Raw genomic sequence first — 15,087 nt, 5'->3', positions numbered from 1 at the left:
GAAAGCAGTTAAAAGGGCACGGCGGCTATGATGCATGGCGCGTGAACCAAAGCGGCTTTCGAGAGCCGCACAGGTCAGCTAGATTCCTCGGCCAGCTTCTGCCAATCTAATGGTTTACGTCTGCCTCGAAGGCGTCGACGATGCTTTGGTTCGGCTTAATCACGCCGGCTGCCGAGTTGGGCATTGCGCTCGCGGGACTATCCTCGGCTCGCGCACGGCGGCGGCGGGTCTTTCCGGTGCTGCTCACATTTGATCCTTCCTCTGAAAGCTTGCGGATCAGCGAGGATCGAGGGCCAGTCGCCGTTGAAGTGCCGGCCCAAGGCGATTGGTCTCCCACCGGTGCAACAGTGGACCTTCATCTTCTAAGCCGGGCGGCGCGGAGTTGCGCTTCCAGCGGCGAGGTAGCAATTCGGATGTTGGAGGATGCACTACTGGTGAGCGACGGCCGCTTGAGCTTCACGCTGTACCTGCTGGAGTACGGGCCTAGAAGTTCGATTCATGCCCCGAACCCGGCAGCTCCGGTCTGGACGCTCCCGCTTTTTGCGTGGGCAGCGCGGCAGGATCGTCGACGCTCCTGAATGGGCAGCAATTGGTCAGCCGCCTTTTACACATGCTCAAACTCAGCATCACGGTCCAACCAAGTAGTCCTGCCGCCGCACAACTTATTCCAACTGGAGAACGAACAGCATCTAAGGTGGACATGGTGTCGGTCGATGCGTCCAGCGGTCGACCGCCGGTCTCCATCCTTCCGCCGGCGATGCATCCATCGACCTAAGCTGCTTCGAAAAAGAGTCCCTCGAAATGACGGCCGGCCGGTTCGTCGAATCTGAGGAAAGTCCGATCGTCGATCGAGCGAAGTTCAGAAGACCCCGGCAGATTGAACTCACTGCCGAAGCGCAGTGTCCCGCCGGCATCGCGTTTGTAGGCGAGAAGCCGTAGGCGTGGTTGCATTGGTGGCGAGATTGCCGGCGACGTCGGCCATCAAGACGGCGAGTTGTCCGTTGGCTCCGCTCAGGTCCGGCTGTCCAAGGCTAACGGTAATCCGGGGCACGCCAACGAGGCGCGTGTCAAGGATGCAGGTTAAGTGCCGAGATCGAGCAGCGGCCCGCCAGCAAACTTCGCGTCGTAGAGTCGAAGCGGTGGTGGCAAATGATCAGAACAGTTCGGCCAATGTCGACCGCAGAAATTTCTTCAGGCATGTTTGCTCGGTGTGGATCTTGAGCGCCAACAGGGGCTCGTTGAGCAAAGCACGGCCGACGGCCATCAAACGAAGGCGACGAGTGAGTACAAACTCCGTAACCTCGTTCGGGGTCGTTCACGCGCCCACCGGTCCGGCAACGATTACCGTCTTCGAGAACGGCACCGGTGCTTACCTAGTCTAGATCACGTACTACGTTTTCCGAGCAGTACAGGCCAATAGTTCTCACTGTTAAGAAATTAGCCGATCAGCTGGGAAGTTGGCAATGCGGCGATGATCGCCACCTCGACGGTCATCATGTTTTTCCTGATGTACCAGCTCGTCTACGCCTGGGACCACGCGCTGTTCAGCCTGACGCGGCTCGACTCGTGCCTGGTCATGGGCAGCGTCATGACCGCCGTCATGCTGGCCTTCAAGTGGCGCATGTACAGGCCGGCGGCCGCGAAGCTCGTCGTGCTCCTTGTAGCGATCGTCGCCGGCGCAGGGCTCCTCGTCGCGAACCGCGACCAGACCTTCATCAACGACAGTAGCTTCGTGAAATCGATGATCCCCCACCACTCCATCGCCATCAACAACGCCCAGCGGGCCGACATCCGTGATCCGCGCGTGCGGCATCTGGCGGACAAGATCATCCGCGACCAAGTGAAGGAGATCGCCGAGATGAAGATGCTGCTCGGGGACATCGAGCAGCACGGCCGTCGCGGAGACACGCCCCTCGACGCCGGTCCCGCGAACCTGCGGGACGAAGGCGCGAGCGAGGCAAAGGAGCTCGTGAACGGTAAGCTCCTGGAGGACAAGCCTCTGTAAGGGGATCGAAGAAGCGTCGGCGAGCGCGGGCCGTCCTTTCGGCCCGACCACACGAAGAAATCGCCCGGCCCAGCGCCCTCGCCGCGGCTCGGGCTACTCGGTTCACGTGATCTCAAGGACGACTTGTTACACTTCCTGGCATGACCACCGGCTACTCACTCCTCCAGATAGTCCTTCATTGGCTCGTCGCCGGCCTGGTGCTCGTCCAGTATCTGACGGGCGGCAGCATCGAGCGGACCCACCACGCTGTGCATCTTGGGCTCGCGCCCGATCCCTTCGACCTCCTGCCGCACGCTGTCCACAACTGGTCGGGCATGGCGATCGGTGCGCTGCTGGTGGGGCGGCTCGGGCTGCGCTGGTGGCTCGGAGATCTCAGCCTCCGCGTCCTGTCCGGCGGAAACGTCGAGCACGCCGCCCGCGCCCTCCACCTCGGCTGCTACGCCGCGCTGGTCAGGCGGCCCTCGGGTTCACGGCGAGCTACCTGACGTTCGCCGTGGCGCCGCTCCACGCGATGCTGGCGCTGCACGTCGCTGCCGCCGTCGTGCATGCGGTGCGGAGGAACGGAGTGCTGGGCTGCATCCTCGTGCCCGGCCGGGCCCGTCCGCAGCGGCAATAGCCGGCGGCGATGTCGCTCGTCGCCGCTCCGGCCAAGCCGGGCGCTCGGCATCGATCACCACGTCGTGGACGTGGCGGCCGTTCGTCGTCGCGGCGAGATGCGGATGGTGCGCCGGCAGGTCGGGATGGCGGTGCTCGAACGCGTCCGGATCGTCGGCGGGCCATGCTGCACGGGCGGCGATCATTCCGAGCACCGGGACTGCGCGAGTGTATCCCCGCCTGTGGAATACCGCTCCCACGGTAGCGCTTGCTCAGCCCACAATTTCAGAAAAATTTCAGGGCGTGTTCGGGACGGCGCTCCCATGCCTGCGAGACCATGGGAGCAGGTCAGGAGAACCTCCCATGGATCTTACGCTCGAACTGGTCGCCAGCACGCTGCGCACGATCGCGGACCCCGGACCGTTGGCCTCTTCCGCCTCGATGGACGACGGTGATTACGAGGCGATCGCCAATCGGCTCATGGCCGATGCAGAGGGACCGATCGAGGTGTTCGCCTACGGCTCTCTTCTGTGGAAGCCTGCCTTCCAGCCGTCGACAGAAGCCCCGGCCGTCGCGCGGGGCTGGCATCGGGCGTTTCGCCTACGCCTGACCCGGTGGCGGGGAACGCCCGAGCGACCGGGCCTCATGATGGTCCTCGACCGAGGGGGAAGCTGCCGGGGCATCCTCCAACGGCTTCCCGAGACGGAGCTGCGGCCCGGGCTTCTCGCCCTCCTGCGCCGCGAGATATCGAGCCGAACGAGTTCGAACCTGCCCCGCTGGATTTCCGTCGAGTCCGGGGGGCAAACGCGACGGGCGATCGCCTTCTGCGCGCGCCGGGATGGTCCGGCCTACACGGGTCCGCTTCCCGATCATGAGGTTGCGGACGTGCTCGCAACGGCCGTGGGACATGCGGGCTCCTGTGCAGAGTATCTCTACCGCACCGTCGAGAGCCTCGAGCGGCGGGGCATCCGCGACGGCAGGCTCTGGTCTCTACAGGCGATGGTGGCCCGCCGCATCGCCGCGGGTTCCTTGATGGAGAGGGGGACGGAACGATGACCGCGACCGGGCACGACGTTTTCGAATTGCTGGCAGCGCCCATGGCAGACGCCGTTTGCCACGACTGGAACGCCCATCTGGAGCATCTGTGCTGCACGAGCGCTGTCGGCGCTCCAGCGCCGAATACGAGGGCCCATCAGGCCAGCGCCTCTGCACCCACGTGCAAGGTTGACCAACCGCTCAAGCTGAGGCGACTCTTCAAAGGATAAACGGTCAGGTCTGGGGGACAGGATGCCACCGGATGCGGACGCTACGCTTCACTTTCGGGGATTCGTCCTGAACCTCTCCGCCGGTCGTTTGCAGAGGCAAGGTGAGGACGTTCCTTTGCGCCGCAAGGCCTTCGATCTCCTGACGGTTCTGGCGCGCCGTCCCGGGCGTGTAATGCCGAAGGGCGAGCTGTTGGACGCGGTCTGGCCCGATGCCATCGTGACCGAGGACTCCCTGACACAGGCGATCCGGGAAATCCGAAAGGCGCTCGGGGAAGCCGGCTTGGCGACGATCAGGACCGTTGCCGGACGGGGCTACTTCTTCGACCCCGGCATGCCAGAGGCGTCCTCGGCTGGCCCGGGTGGCGACGAAATGGCCATTGTCGTCCTGCCGTTCGACGATAGGACGGTCGGCGCCAGCGACAGCTTCGCGCTCTCCCTGTGTGACGAGATCATCAACGGGCTCGCCCGCTTCCGGATGGTGCCTGTGATTGCGCGCGCGACGGCGGCGGCGGTCGCTGAATCCGACCGTTCGGACCCGCGATTGCTCGGCCGCACCTTGGGCGCGAGCCATATCGTAGATGGGCATGTCGAGCGACGCGACGGCACTGTTCAAGTCGGCATCCGGATCATCGATACGGCGGACGGCAGCCTGGTTTGGGCCGACCGCATCGAGGCTGTGGATCCTGATCCGCTGGCCCTGGAAGACCTGATCGCAAGGCAGGTCATCAGCCGCCTCGTGTCGCGCGTCGAGGATGCTGCACTACGCCTCGCTGCCCGTAAGCCGCCCGCGGATCGGCGTGCGCACGATCTCCTGCTGCAGGGCATGGCGTTTCTCCGCGGCTATGGTGCCGATGACAACCGGATCGCACACCGGGTGCTGTCCGAAGCGCTCGTCCTCGATCCCCTCTACGGACTCGTTCACTCCTATCTGGCCCTCGCTACCGTGATCCTCGGTCGGTACGGCCTGAGCCGCCAGACGGAACTGGTGACGGCTCTCAACCTTGCTTCGACCGGGGTGAACCTTGCGCCCGAAGAAGCGCGAACGCACCGCATCCTGGGGCTGGTCCGCCTCTATCTCCGGGAGCATGCGGCTGCCGAGCACCATGTAGCGCGGTCTTTGGAGCTGAACCCGTATGATGCGGACACCATCGCCCAGATGGGTTACCTGCTCGTGCTGCGCGGGCGGATCGAAGAAGGCATCGCATGGATGGACCGGGCCGTCCGTCTGAACCCGCTTCATCCCGACTGGTACCACTTCGATCGGTCCATGGCGCTCTATCTGCGCGGCGATTACGCCGGGGCAGCCGACCGACTCCTCAGGATTCCGCGGCTCGGATCATGGGGCCTCGCTCGTCTTGGAGCGTCCCAAACCCTTGCCGGAAACCTCGCCGATGCGCGGGAGACCCTTGCCCGGATGCGCATGCTCGACCCGGGATTCGACCCGATCGACTACGCCACCCGGGGCATCGCCTTCGAGCGCCAGATGGAACTCGATCATGTCGTGACCGGGATCCGAGAAATGTTCAAGGCGGATTTATGAACGGCTGGTGCGGCTCCTTGGGCGCCTTGCATTGCACCTGCCGCCGTGCTTTTGCCGTTCCAGATCACGGAACAGCGGGGTTCCGGGTTCCCCGCTGTTGCCTACGAAGTTTGGGTTGGCGCACTCTTATTTGACTTTAATCAGACGATTGGTAATTTGTGGCAGACGATCGATTATAGATCGTCCGTGGCGGGTTCGTTACCGTGATCTCGTCGAATAACGAGGAGATCCCGATGAAGACCGTGCTAATCACCGGCAGTTCCTCCGGCTACGGCCTGGAGACCGCCCGTCACTTCCACGACTGCGGCTGGACCGTCATCGCTACCATGCGCCGGCCGCGTGCCGGCATCCTGCCGCCCTCCGACCGCATCCGGCTCGTCGCCCTCGATGTGACCGATCCCGCGAGCATCGCCGCGGCGCTTCAGGTAGCCGGGCCGATCGACGTCCTCGTCAACAATGCCGGGATCGGCGTGGTCGGCGCCTTCGAGGCGACGCCTATGGCCCACGTCCGCAAGGTGTTCGAGACCAACACCTTCGGTGCGATGGCCATGACCCAGGCGGTGATCCCGCAGTTCCGGGCACGGCGGGCCGGCACCATCGTCAACGTCACCTCCAGCGTGACGCTGGCGCCGATGCCGCTCGCAGCGGCCTACACCGCCAGCAAGATGGCGATCGAGGGCTTCACCGGGTCGCTGGCGCACGAACTCGCTGACTTCGGTGTCCGGGTGAAGCTCGTCGAGCCCGGCTACGCCCCGACCACCCGCTTCGCTGAGAACACCGAGGTGCGCGTCGAGGACCTGATCCCGGAGGCCTATGCTGCCTTCGCCGCACCGATCTTTGCAGGCTTCGCCGAGCCCGCCTTAACGACGCGGGAATTGGACGTCGCAGAGGCGGTCTTCGCCGCGGCAACGGACGGCAGCGACCGGCTGCGCTACCCTGCAGGCGCCGATGCGGTGGCCCTCGCGGAAGCCTCCTGACCGTTGCACAGGGCAGGGCTGCCGCGGAAGCCGCGCCCTTGACGACAGCCGCGCCGGACGGCGCGGCCGGAGTCGTCAGCCGACCCCGGACCTTTCGCCATGGAACCCCTCACGGCTATTATCACGCTCCTCCGGCCCCAGGTCGTCCGTCCCAAGCTGATCGCGGCCGCCGGCCCGTGGGCCGTGCGCTATCCGCGGGTGGACGTCGCCGGCTACGGCCTCGTTCTCGCGGGTTCCTGCCATCTGATCCCGGACGGCTCGCCGCCGGTCGTCCTTTCCGCCGGCGACTTCGTGCTGATGCCGCCGGCGCCCGGCTTCGTCATGACGAGCGATCCGTCCGTCGAACCGATCGACGGCGACCCCGACCCGTCCGGGCGCCTAACGGAAGTCCGGCACGGGGGGCGGGACAGCGCTCCGGATTTCGAGATGCTCGGCGGCTACTTCCGCTTTGAGTCCGCGAACCTTTCCCTCCTCGCAGACCTTCTTCCGAGCCTCGTCCACGTTCGGGCCGGCGATCCGACGGCAAAGCGCCTTTCGGCCACTATCGACCTCACGACGGAGGAGGCCCTCTCCGGCCGCCCGGGCCGGGATCTGATCCTCGAACGGCTGATAGAGGTGATGCTGATCGAGGCGCTGCGCCATGCCGGCGGCAAGCCCGACGCCTCTGGCGGGCCGAGCCTCCTCCGCGGCCTGGTCGATCCAAATCTCTCCCGGGCGCTCCGGTGCCTGCACGCCGACCTGAAGCGCCGCTGGACCGTCGGCGACCTCGCGCGGGAGGCCGGCCTCTCCCGGTCGGCATTCAGCGAACGCTTCTCGGCGATGGTCGGCCTGCCGCCCATGGAATACGTCATCCAGTGGCGGATGGCCGTTGCCAGGGATGCGCTCCGGAAGGGTGACATGCAGCTGGAGGAACTCGCCCTGGCGATCGGCTACGAATCCGCCAGCGCTTTCAGCACCGCCTTCCGGAAGAATGTCGGCCGGCCGCCGCGCAGCTTCGCCCGGGAAATGCGGCTGGGCGCCGCCGAGGACGAGGGGCCACTGCCAACGGTCGCCTAGCGGAGCCCGGCGGGCGGAGCATCCGCCGGTACCCTCCGCACCGGCCACGGGCACCGCCGGGCCGCCTTCGGCCGCCCTGACGAATCCTGGACGATTGATAATCATTCCCGGACGAAGGTGATCAACCTCTCTTCCACGCAATCTCACAGGTCTATTGGCCCGTCAACCGTTTCCCATCGGCCAGCGACCCGGATACGATTCGAAAGGCGTGCTGGAAAGAGAATGCTCTCATCATTCAATACACCGATAATGGTCATTCCGTTACCGAGCGGGCTATCCTGCCACTTGAGGTAATGTATACGGAAGGAATGCTGACCGTGTTAGCGTGGTGTTGTTTGTGAGAAGCGCTTCGCATGATTCGAACAGATCGGATCATCGAGTTCTCCCTGACCAATATGAGCTTCCGCCCAAGACGTGCGTCAATGCTTCGGGTGTATCTGACGCATCTGAACACTCGGAAGTCTGAAAATTCGTCAGTGTCGCCAAAGGTGGGCTGAATCGCGTGGTTCGCGTCTGCATGAGTAAGTCGACCCGGCCTTTGACCCAAAATCAACTTTGAGCACTGGTCCCAGGCCGGTTGCCAGGGGGAGCGGCTCGCAAGTGCCGTCTCGAACACAGGCCAAATCTTCCAGCGGACAAGGATGGTTTCCATCTGATCTGGAAGCACGGGTCGGAAGCGGCGCCGGCCCGTGTGGCTGAGCATCCCAGGTCAGGTAGTCACCGCATCCCCGAGATGTTGTAGCCGCCATCCACCACGATGCTCTGCCCTGTTATGAACCGGGCTTCGTCCGTGCACAGCCAAACGGCGACGTCGCCGATGTCTTCCGGATCCGCAATCCGCTTCAGAGCTGTATGACGGGCGACGGCGTCCCACATCTGGTCCGGGGTTCCGTCTGTCATCGGGGTCCGGGTGAGCCCCGGACTGACGTTATTGATCCTGATCCCGTCGCCGCCGACTTCGAGGGCGACATGCCGGATCATGGCGTCGAGCGCGCCCTTGCCGGCACCGTACGCCGACAGCCCGGCGTTGCCGCCCGTAGCTGCGATCGAGGACGTGTTGACGATAGCGCCACCCCTTCCGTGAGTGCGCATTGCGATGACTTCCTGCTGGATCAGCAACCATACGCCTCGGACGTTGGTCGCCATCACGCTGTCGAACTCTGCGGCGGTCACCTTCTCGATCGGGCCGTAGCTGGTTATCGCCGCGTTGTTGAACGCTGCGTCGAGCCGACCGAACCGCTCGACGGTGCCTTTTACCAATGACGACACTTGTGCCTCGTCCGAGATGTCGGCGGCGATAGCCGCGGCTAACCCGCCGAAGGCGCCGATCTCCGCGACGACCCCGTCGAGTTCCCTCTGCCTGCGGCCTGCGACGACGACCGATGCACCCTTCCTTGCCAGGCCCAGCGCGGCGGCGCGGCCGATCCCCGTGCCTCCCCCAGTAACCAGGACGACCCTGCCCGCCATCGGTCTCCAATCTTTCCGCTCGCTCATCTGCCTCACTCCAGGATGACGTGATGAGCCGAAGTTGGATCTGGCTCGATCTGTAAACAATGCAATACAATCAGCATGGGTTGTTGAGCAGGACGCAGCAATGATGCGGGGAACGGAATTCGCGGAACTCAGGGCGTTCGCCGCCGTCGCGGAAGCGCGCAGCTTCCGCAAGGCAGCGGCTGTCCTCGGGGTCAGTCCCTCTGCGCTTAGCCATGTCGTCCGGGCCCTGGAGGATCGGCTAGGAGCCAAGCTCCTCCACCGAACCACCCGCAGCGTCGCGGTGACCGAAGCGGGTGCTGCATTGCTCGTCCGCGTGACGGCTGCGATCGCGGACTTGGAGGCCGCGGTCACGGCCGTGGGCGCCTTTAGCGAGCGGCCGCGCGGTCGGCTCCGGATCAACCTGCCGCGACTGGCGGCCGACGTCGTCTTCGCCCCGCACCTTCCGAGGTTTTCGGAGCTTTACCCCGAAATCGCTCTCGACCTTGTCGTCGAAGACAGCCTGACCGACATCGTTGCGGGCGGGTTCGACGCTGGCGTCCGGCCCGGTGAACGCGTTCAGGGCGACATGATAGCGATCCGTCTCACTCCGGACCTTCGCGGCGCTGTCGTTGCGTCGCCGGAATACCTGGCCAAGCGGCAAATTCCGGAAACCCCTGACGACCTGCGACAGCATCGGTGCATCAACTATCGATGGGCCCACAACGGCTCAACATATCGATGGCGGTTCCAGCGACAAAGCGAGGATGCCTTCGAGGTGCCCGTAGAGGCGCCGCTGACCGTCAACGACACCAACCTGATCGTCGCGGCCGCTCTTGGCGGTGCCGGGGTGGCTTACCTGCTTGAGGACGTGCTCGCCGAGCACATCGCCGCCGGACGGCTGGTGAGGATGCTGGACGGGTGGTGCCAGCCAACGCCCGGCTTCCACCTCTACTACTCCGGCCGCCGCCACATGTCCGCTCCCCTGCGGGCACTGATCGATCACCTTCGTCATGCTGCGGTCAACACGACCGCAGTGCTGCCGCGAGGCTAGCGGCGAGCCGCTCAATGTGGGCGCGATCCACTCGACCTCCGGTCACCACCATTCGCCAATACAGCGGTGCGGCGATCAGGTCGGCGGCGGTTTCCCGGTCGCACGACACCGACATGTCGCCGCGCGCGACAGCGCGATCGATCATTCCGTTGATGCGGGCGCGGCGGTCTCTCTGGAACGGCCGAATGGCTTCCTCGAGCGCCGGGTTTCGCCCGATCTCGGAATGCAAATCGGCGACGATTCGACGTATCCGGGGGTGGCGAAGCACGCGGCGGATCGCGAAGAGCAGGACCCGCAGGTCGTCCGTCAGCGACGACTGCGCAGGGACGTCGGTCAAGAGCAGTCCAACCTTCGAAAGGAGTTCGCTGGCCATCGTCGCCTTGTCGGGCCAACGACGATAAAGCGCGGCCTTTCCCGTGCCAGCCCGTCGGGCGACTCGTTCCAGGCTGAGGCCGGCATATCCGTGGCGTGCCCACTCCTCGAAGAACACCCGTGTCAGCGCATCGGTCACCTCAGGCCGCCGGATGGCAGCTCCGGTCGGACGACGGGCCGGCATATCGAAGTCGTCGGAACCCTTGCGTTCCATCCAGCGCTTCCTATCTAACGTCGAGACACGAGCGTCTCGACGACAAGGAGATAGGTGATGACAGTCGAAATTGGAAGCTTCTCAGACATGTTGCGCAAGGGTCTGGGCAATAGACTGGACGCGAGGGCAAACAGCTTCGTGGACATGGTGGCCGACGATGTCGTGATGGAGTTCCCATACGCGCCGCCGGGAATGGTCACCCGGTTGGAGAGCAAAACCGCCATCGCGGAGCATCTGCGGAACCTCGGCGGCATGCTTGCCTTCGATCGCATGGGTGAGCCGGTCGTTCACAGTTCGACCGACCCCGACGTCTTCATTCTGGAATTCACCGGCCACGGCAAAGGTGTCGAGACAGGCGAGCCTTACGATCAACAGTATATCTCGGTGATCCGTCTCAGGGACGGCAAGATCGTTCACTACCGCGACTACTGGAACCCGCTTGTGGTGCTGCGGGCGCTACGGGGCTCCACGGTTGTCGACGCGCTGATCGGTGATGGTGCGGACCATGGTTGAGCGGGTCCTTGTCACGGGCGGCACGGGAAAAACAGGCCGACTTGTCGCTCAGCAGCTCGCCGAGTGCGGTGTGCAGCCTCGCATTGCTTCGCGACGACCGACTGGCGCGAACCAGGTTCGATTCGATTGGAGCGACCCCGGCACCTTCGAAGCAGCACTGAACGGAACTCAGGGCGTCTACCTCGTCGCCCCGACCGACCGCACAGATCATTTGAGCGCGATGCTGCACTTCCTGGAACTCGCCGTTCAGCGTGTGCCGGGTCGGCTGGTCCTGTTGAGCGCATCCTCGCTTGTAATGGGCGGCCCCCTCATGGGCGAAGTCCACGCATGGCTGCACGACCACGCTCCTCGATGGAGCGTACTTCGGCCGAGCTGGTTCATGCAGAACTTCGTGACGGAACGACTCCCGTCCATCTTGCATGAGGACTCGATCACTTCGGCAACGGAGGACGGTCGCGTGCCGTTCATCGACGCCTGGGATATCGCCGCCGTGGCGGTCGCGGCCCTGACCCGGCCGCACATCGACTCGGGCGAGCACGTCCTCACTGGCCCCGAAGCACTGAGTTACGACGATGTTGCGGCCAGGATATCGGCAGTGGTTGGCCGCCCCATCCGCCATCGCAAGCTGTCAATCTCGGAACTGACCCGGCTTTACGTCGGCATCGGTCTTCCGGAGGACTACGCACCCATGCTTGCAGGGATGGATGAGGCGATCGCGAGTGGATCCGAGGATAGGGTCACCAACGAGGTTGCGCAGATGACCGGACGTCCGCCGCACTCCTTCCAGTCATTTCTGGAAGCACATCGCGTGGTCCTTCGCGGAGAGTGACAAGCGGTTGCTTCATACAGCCGGGGTCGCGTCAGTCTTGTGGCTGCATTGAGGTGGTCCCGAAAACCGGACAGCCCGCCAAGCTCGGTTTCGGTTGCGAGAAGACGGACCCGACGACGGGGAAGAGGAAGCGTCATTCTACGGAGTTCAAGGCGAAGGCGGCGCTGGAGGCGTTCCGGGGCGAGATGACGGCGGCGCCACTGGCTGCCAAGCACGGCGTCCATCAAACGGTGATCAACGCTTGGAAAAGGCAGGCGAGCCAAAGCTCTGCTGGCAGGCCCTTCGCCATCTGCAACACTCACTACAGGAATGTTGGAGTAGCACTTGCGTCCGCTTCGGGTCAGGAGCAGCCATGGACGCGACTAGCTCAACGACAAGCTCGGAGCACCACCGGGTCCGCATCATCCGGAACCAACGAGCCAAGTGGCACACATCTCCCGTTTGTGTAGATGGTCCAGTCACCCGTTCCGGGAGCGCCGGAACGGCGCAGGACGATCTCCGTTCGGGTTCCACTTCGGGGAGTCCAGACGATCCAGCCGCCCTCTATCCAAGCGTTGTCTCCCGGCTCGATGCCGGCGCCCGAACCTTTAATGCGGCTCTCAACGACGCGAAGATCGTTGCCTTCGATGACCCAGGCGTCCTCGATCGGGGTCTTCTCGATGCTGTGGATCCACCCGAGTGTGAAGGAGGCGGCTGCGATCCGACCCACCACCCCGCCCGCGATGATGCAAAGCGCGGTCATGGCGCCGACATCTCAACCGGCCGGCGTCGTGCGGCATTCTAGCGCCAGACCAGGAAGACGGCCGATGCGACAAAGCCTGCCTCGTCAGTGACCGGCAGAGCCGTAATCAGCAGCGCGGCGGCGCCGAACGCCCAAAGGCGCTCCCACCAGGCGAGCCGGTCGTCCATCCAGCCGACCGCGACCGCACCCCAGAGCACGATAGCGATCACCGCCTTGGTCACGGTGTAAGCGACGGCTGGCCAGAAACCGATACCCTCGGCCAGCGGCCCGCCGTCCTGCAGCATGATCATGGGTGAATAGACCGCCATGAAGGGCACGACGAAGCCGGCGACGGCGATCCGAACCGCCTGGATTCCGATCTTCATCCCGCTCTCCTTCGCAATCGGCGCCGCGGCGAACGCCGCCAGCGCGACCGGCGGCGTGAGGTCGGCCATGATACCGAAGTAGAACACGAACATATGGCTCACTATCAGCGGCACGCCGAGGTCGAGCAGCGCCGGCCCCGCGATGGACGAGGTGATGATGTAGTTGGGGATGGTCGGGATTCCCATTCCGAGGACAAGACAGGCAACCATCGTCAGTAGCAGCGACAGGAACAGCGAGTTCTCACCGACCGAGACGACGAGCCGAGCGAAGGTGGTGGCTGAACCGGTGAGCACCAGCGATCCGATGATCACGCCGACGAGGGCGCAGGCAATGCCGACCGGCAGTGCGTTGCGGGCGCCTTCGGCGAGGCTTGAGAGACAGAGCTGCAGGGTCGCGCGGCCGCCCCGAAACAGGAAATTGACGAGGATGAGGACGACCGTCAGACCTAGGATCGCGGTGACGCCGCGGATCTCCAAGCCGAACACGCGAAGGCTCGTCGAGAAGCCGGCCGCCGAGAGGAGGCCGAGTGCGATCCAGAACAGCACGCGAAGGGGGAGCGTCATCGTTCCCGCGAGCGACACCGAGAATGATCAGCGCCGTCAGGCCGAGGCCGACCGTTCCGGCGAAGAGCGGCGTGTATCCCGAGAACAGGAGCCAGACGAGCGCGATCAGCGGCAGGATCAGGTACCAGCGCGCGCGCAGCGCTCCGAGCGGGCTCGGCAGATCCGCCTTCGGCAGGCCGGCAAGGCCGAGGCGGCCGGATTCCAGGTGCACCATCCAGAATTCCTGAGGTCTACGGTGCTGCCCTACTGGATAGTTGTTGGATGCAGCCGCAGACCTCTTCTTAGCAAAGGGTGTGGAAGCCACGGGATCGACGCTATCGCCGCCAGTGCCGGAAACCGGCGCCGCCTAGCTGCGGGGCGAACCCCTCTCCAAACCGTCGAACCGCTGTGGCCTCTGCCCCAGTCGAGCCTCAAGCTAGTGACCGCGCCGCAGCAGGCGTTTCGGATCACGTGGGAGCCAGGGATATGCGACATCGCACTCGAGAAGGACGGCCGCATCGTGCCGGGACCAGAGCGGAGCGTCCGCGTGATCCCGCAGGCCGGTCGCGCCACACTGGTTGCCTACGACGTCCCGGAAGAACGGTGGACGCGGCCGCTTGCCTCCAACATGGAACAAGCACGGATCTTCGCGCGACCCGGAGCGACGATCTACATGACGCTGTTCGAAGCTGCCCGCTTCCACGAAAGCGAGTATCTGCCTTTCGTCAGCTCACAATCTTCGCCCGATCCGGACTGTCGGTCTTCGTGCGCCGTCATCTGGCGACGGTCGATCGCCTGCAGGTCGTCTGGAACGGCAACACCTCCACGACGGTTAAACGCCAGCCGTTCAAGGTTGGACAGACGACAGGGTCGAGCTTCGGCTATTGCGTGCGTCCGACAGCGGCCGGCGAACACTCCTATCTCGATGCGTTTGCCATCCGGGTTCCAAACGATGGAGTCTTGCATAGCGGCGTCATCGAAGTTGTCGGATAAAACCAGCATTCTTTGAATCGATCCATCATCGTTGTGAGGCCGCGTCGATCCTCATTGCCGCTGGCCCTAGCCTTTGCCGCTTGCAATCGGGCTATTCTTGCGCGCGATGAGGCATGGGCAGAGCAGGAGACTGTGACTGGATCCCGTTGGAAGCAATGCGGCGGCGCTAGACAATTGGATCGCATTGCAGGCTCAGCGGCTAGAGTTCGTAGCCAATCTAAATGATCAATTCGTTGGTGCTGCGCCTACAGATCAAAGGATCGAGCCTCATCTGTGTCTGCGGAGGGCTTTATCGCTCGAAACTCTTCTATTTTTCTGCACTACGGCGAAGATGATCAGAACGAAAGCCGATAACCGAAGGAGATAGAACCAACTCCGTTCTTCAGTTGGTAGGTTGGAGAGAGCGACCATTGCTTGGTTCAGGGCCAGAAGCCAGAAGGCGGCGCCGAATGCGGCGAAGAGCCCGTCATTCGTTCTGAACCAGAACCGAATAAAAAATAGGCCCGCCACGAGAAAACCCATCGTAATCAGGCCGGAGACGAACTGGAACATGAC

At 64.0% G+C, this 15,087-nt stretch carries 15 protein-coding genes and 2 pseudogenes; 12 read left to right on the top strand and 5 right to left on the bottom strand.

Annotated features, from left to right (window positions below; all coding sequences use genetic code 11):
* The first annotated feature begins 1,471 nt into the window (after nucleotides 1–1,471).
* The 7 genes from HZ321_RS05260 (at nucleotide 1,472) to HZ321_RS22055 (ending at nucleotide 7,778) form a co-directional block, all read left to right on the top strand.
* Complete coding sequence (locus HZ321_RS05260; protein WP_181700882.1) at nucleotides 1,472–2,005, top strand: DUF305 domain-containing protein; 534 nt, start codon at nucleotides 1,472–1,474, stop codon at nucleotides 2,003–2,005.
* A 140-nt stretch (nucleotides 2,006–2,145) separates the two neighbouring features.
* Nucleotides 2,146–2,490: a cytochrome b/b6 domain-containing protein gene (locus tag HZ321_RS05255; RefSeq protein ID WP_425305373.1), complete on the top strand. Its 345-nt coding sequence runs from the start codon at nucleotides 2,146–2,148 to the stop codon at nucleotides 2,488–2,490.
* A 472-nt stretch (nucleotides 2,491–2,962) separates the two neighbouring features.
* Nucleotides 2,963–3,655, top strand: coding sequence for a gamma-glutamylcyclotransferase (locus HZ321_RS05250; protein ID WP_181700880.1), 693 nt, complete (start codon nucleotides 2,963–2,965; stop codon nucleotides 3,653–3,655).
* Nucleotides 3,656–3,886: 231 nt separating this feature from the next.
* Complete coding sequence (locus tag HZ321_RS05245; RefSeq protein WP_280514450.1) at nucleotides 3,887–5,404, top strand: winged helix-turn-helix domain-containing tetratricopeptide repeat protein; 1,518 nt, start codon at nucleotides 3,887–3,889, stop codon at nucleotides 5,402–5,404.
* 233 nt (nucleotides 5,405–5,637) lie between these two features.
* Entirely contained in the window at nucleotides 5,638–6,381 is a 744-nt protein-coding gene (locus HZ321_RS05240; protein WP_181700877.1) for an SDR family oxidoreductase, read from the top strand.
* Nucleotides 6,382–6,480: 99 nt separating this feature from the next.
* The gene (locus HZ321_RS05235) at nucleotides 6,481–7,437 is read left to right on the top strand and encodes an AraC family transcriptional regulator (protein WP_181700875.1); all 957 of its coding nucleotides are present in this window, start codon (nucleotides 6,481–6,483) and stop codon (nucleotides 7,435–7,437) included.
* Nucleotides 7,438–7,577: 140 nt separating this feature from the next.
* A complete protein-coding gene (locus HZ321_RS22055; RefSeq protein ID WP_483295036.1) occupies nucleotides 7,578–7,778 on the top strand; it encodes a WYL domain-containing protein in 201 nt (66 codons plus the stop codon).
* Between the two features lie 376 nt (nucleotides 7,779–8,154).
* On the opposite strand, the gene HZ321_RS05230 is transcribed toward HZ321_RS22055, so the two are convergent.
* The gene (locus HZ321_RS05230) at nucleotides 8,155–8,931 is read right to left on the bottom strand and encodes an SDR family NAD(P)-dependent oxidoreductase (RefSeq protein WP_181700873.1); all 777 of its coding nucleotides are present in this window, start codon (nucleotides 8,929–8,931) and stop codon (nucleotides 8,155–8,157) included.
* A gap of 100 nt (nucleotides 8,932–9,031) precedes the next feature.
* On the opposite strand from HZ321_RS05230, the gene HZ321_RS05225 reads away from it, so the two are divergent.
* The gene (locus HZ321_RS05225; protein WP_342343807.1) at nucleotides 9,032–9,961 is read left to right on the top strand and encodes a LysR family transcriptional regulator; all 930 of its coding nucleotides are present in this window, start codon (nucleotides 9,032–9,034) and stop codon (nucleotides 9,959–9,961) included.
* Here HZ321_RS05225 and HZ321_RS05220 read toward each other — a convergent pair.
* Complete coding sequence (locus HZ321_RS05220; RefSeq protein WP_181700871.1) at nucleotides 9,930–10,547, bottom strand: TetR/AcrR family transcriptional regulator; 618 nt, start codon at nucleotides 10,545–10,547, stop codon at nucleotides 9,930–9,932. The two genes, HZ321_RS05225 and HZ321_RS05220, sit on opposite strands and share 32 nt — an antisense overlap.
* A gap of 57 nt (nucleotides 10,548–10,604) precedes the next feature.
* Between HZ321_RS05220 and HZ321_RS05215 the strand changes: the two genes are divergently transcribed.
* The 3 genes and pseudogenes from HZ321_RS05215 to HZ321_RS21815 form a co-directional block, all read left to right on the top strand.
* Nucleotides 10,605–11,060: a nuclear transport factor 2 family protein gene (locus HZ321_RS05215; protein WP_206682719.1), complete on the top strand. Its 456-nt coding sequence runs from the start codon at nucleotides 10,605–10,607 to the stop codon at nucleotides 11,058–11,060.
* On the top strand, nucleotides 11,053–11,889 hold the full coding sequence (locus HZ321_RS05210; protein ID WP_181700869.1) for an NmrA family NAD(P)-binding protein: 837 nt from the start codon (nucleotides 11,053–11,055) through the stop codon (nucleotides 11,887–11,889). The genes HZ321_RS05215 and HZ321_RS05210 overlap by 8 nt, the downstream gene beginning before the upstream one ends.
* Nucleotides 11,890–12,005: 116 nt before the next feature.
* A pseudogene (locus HZ321_RS21815) lies at nucleotides 12,006–12,164 on the top strand (transposase); the annotation flags it as partial.
* Between the two features lie 92 nt (nucleotides 12,165–12,256).
* Here HZ321_RS21815 and HZ321_RS05200 read toward each other — a convergent pair.
* Both HZ321_RS05200 and HZ321_RS05195 read right to left on the bottom strand, forming a co-directional pair.
* Nucleotides 12,257–12,631, bottom strand: a complete 375-nt coding sequence (locus tag HZ321_RS05200) for a DUF1850 domain-containing protein (protein ID WP_181700867.1) — start codon at nucleotides 12,629–12,631, stop codon at nucleotides 12,257–12,259.
* Between the two features lie 38 nt (nucleotides 12,632–12,669).
* Nucleotides 12,670–13,780 (bottom strand): annotated as a pseudogene (locus HZ321_RS05195) (TRAP transporter permease); the annotation flags it as partial.
* Between the two features lie 524 nt (nucleotides 13,781–14,304).
* Here HZ321_RS05195 and HZ321_RS05190 point away from each other — a divergent pair.
* Complete coding sequence (locus HZ321_RS05190) at nucleotides 14,305–14,532, top strand: hypothetical protein (RefSeq protein WP_181700865.1); 228 nt, start codon at nucleotides 14,305–14,307, stop codon at nucleotides 14,530–14,532.
* Between the two features lie 267 nt (nucleotides 14,533–14,799).
* Here HZ321_RS05190 and HZ321_RS05185 read toward each other — a convergent pair whose 3' ends face one another.
* Nucleotides 14,800–15,084, bottom strand: coding sequence for a DUF5985 family protein (locus HZ321_RS05185; protein WP_181700863.1), 285 nt, complete (start codon nucleotides 15,082–15,084; stop codon nucleotides 14,800–14,802).
* Between the last annotated feature and the right edge of the window lie 3 nt (nucleotides 15,085–15,087).

Origin of the sequence: Chthonobacter albigriseus, assembly GCF_013839445.1 — a bacterium.
In the GTDB taxonomy this organism is placed as follows: Bacteria; Pseudomonadota; Alphaproteobacteria; order Rhizobiales; family Pleomorphomonadaceae; genus Chthonobacter; species Chthonobacter albigriseus.
This window is presented reverse-complemented; position numbering and strand designations above follow the sequence as displayed.

Excerpts from the sequence above, each read along its gene's own strand:
- HZ321_RS05260 (WP_181700882.1), top strand. The coding sequence starts at position 1,472 with ATGATCGCCACCTCGACGGTCATCATGTTTTTCCTGATGTACCAGCTC.
- HZ321_RS05255 (WP_425305373.1), top strand. The coding sequence starts at position 2,146 with ATGACCACCGGCTACTCACTCCTCCAGATAGTCCTTCATTGGCTCGTC.
- HZ321_RS05250 (WP_181700880.1), top strand. The coding sequence starts at position 2,963 with ATGGATCTTACGCTCGAACTGGTCGCCAGCACGCTGCGCACGATCGCG.
- HZ321_RS05245 (WP_280514450.1), top strand. The coding sequence starts at position 3,887 with ATGCCACCGGATGCGGACGCTACGCTTCACTTTCGGGGATTCGTCCTG.
- HZ321_RS05240 (WP_181700877.1), top strand. The coding sequence starts at position 5,638 with ATGAAGACCGTGCTAATCACCGGCAGTTCCTCCGGCTACGGCCTGGAG.
- HZ321_RS05235 (WP_181700875.1), top strand. The coding sequence starts at position 6,481 with ATGGAACCCCTCACGGCTATTATCACGCTCCTCCGGCCCCAGGTCGTC.
- HZ321_RS05230 (WP_181700873.1), bottom strand. The coding sequence starts at position 8,931 with ATGAGCGAGCGGAAAGATTGGAGACCGATGGCGGGCAGGGTCGTCCTG.
- HZ321_RS05225 (WP_342343807.1), top strand. The coding sequence starts at position 9,032 with ATGATGCGGGGAACGGAATTCGCGGAACTCAGGGCGTTCGCCGCCGTC.
- HZ321_RS05220 (WP_181700871.1), bottom strand. The coding sequence starts at position 10,547 with ATGGAACGCAAGGGTTCCGACGACTTCGATATGCCGGCCCGTCGTCCG.
- HZ321_RS05215 (WP_206682719.1), top strand. The coding sequence starts at position 10,605 with ATGACAGTCGAAATTGGAAGCTTCTCAGACATGTTGCGCAAGGGTCTG.
- HZ321_RS05210 (WP_181700869.1), top strand. The coding sequence starts at position 11,053 with ATGGTTGAGCGGGTCCTTGTCACGGGCGGCACGGGAAAAACAGGCCGA.
- HZ321_RS05200 (WP_181700867.1), bottom strand. The coding sequence starts at position 12,631 with ATGACCGCGCTTTGCATCATCGCGGGCGGGGTGGTGGGTCGGATCGCA.
- HZ321_RS05185 (WP_181700863.1), bottom strand. The coding sequence starts at position 15,084 with ATGTTCCAGTTCGTCTCCGGCCTGATTACGATGGGTTTTCTCGTGGCG.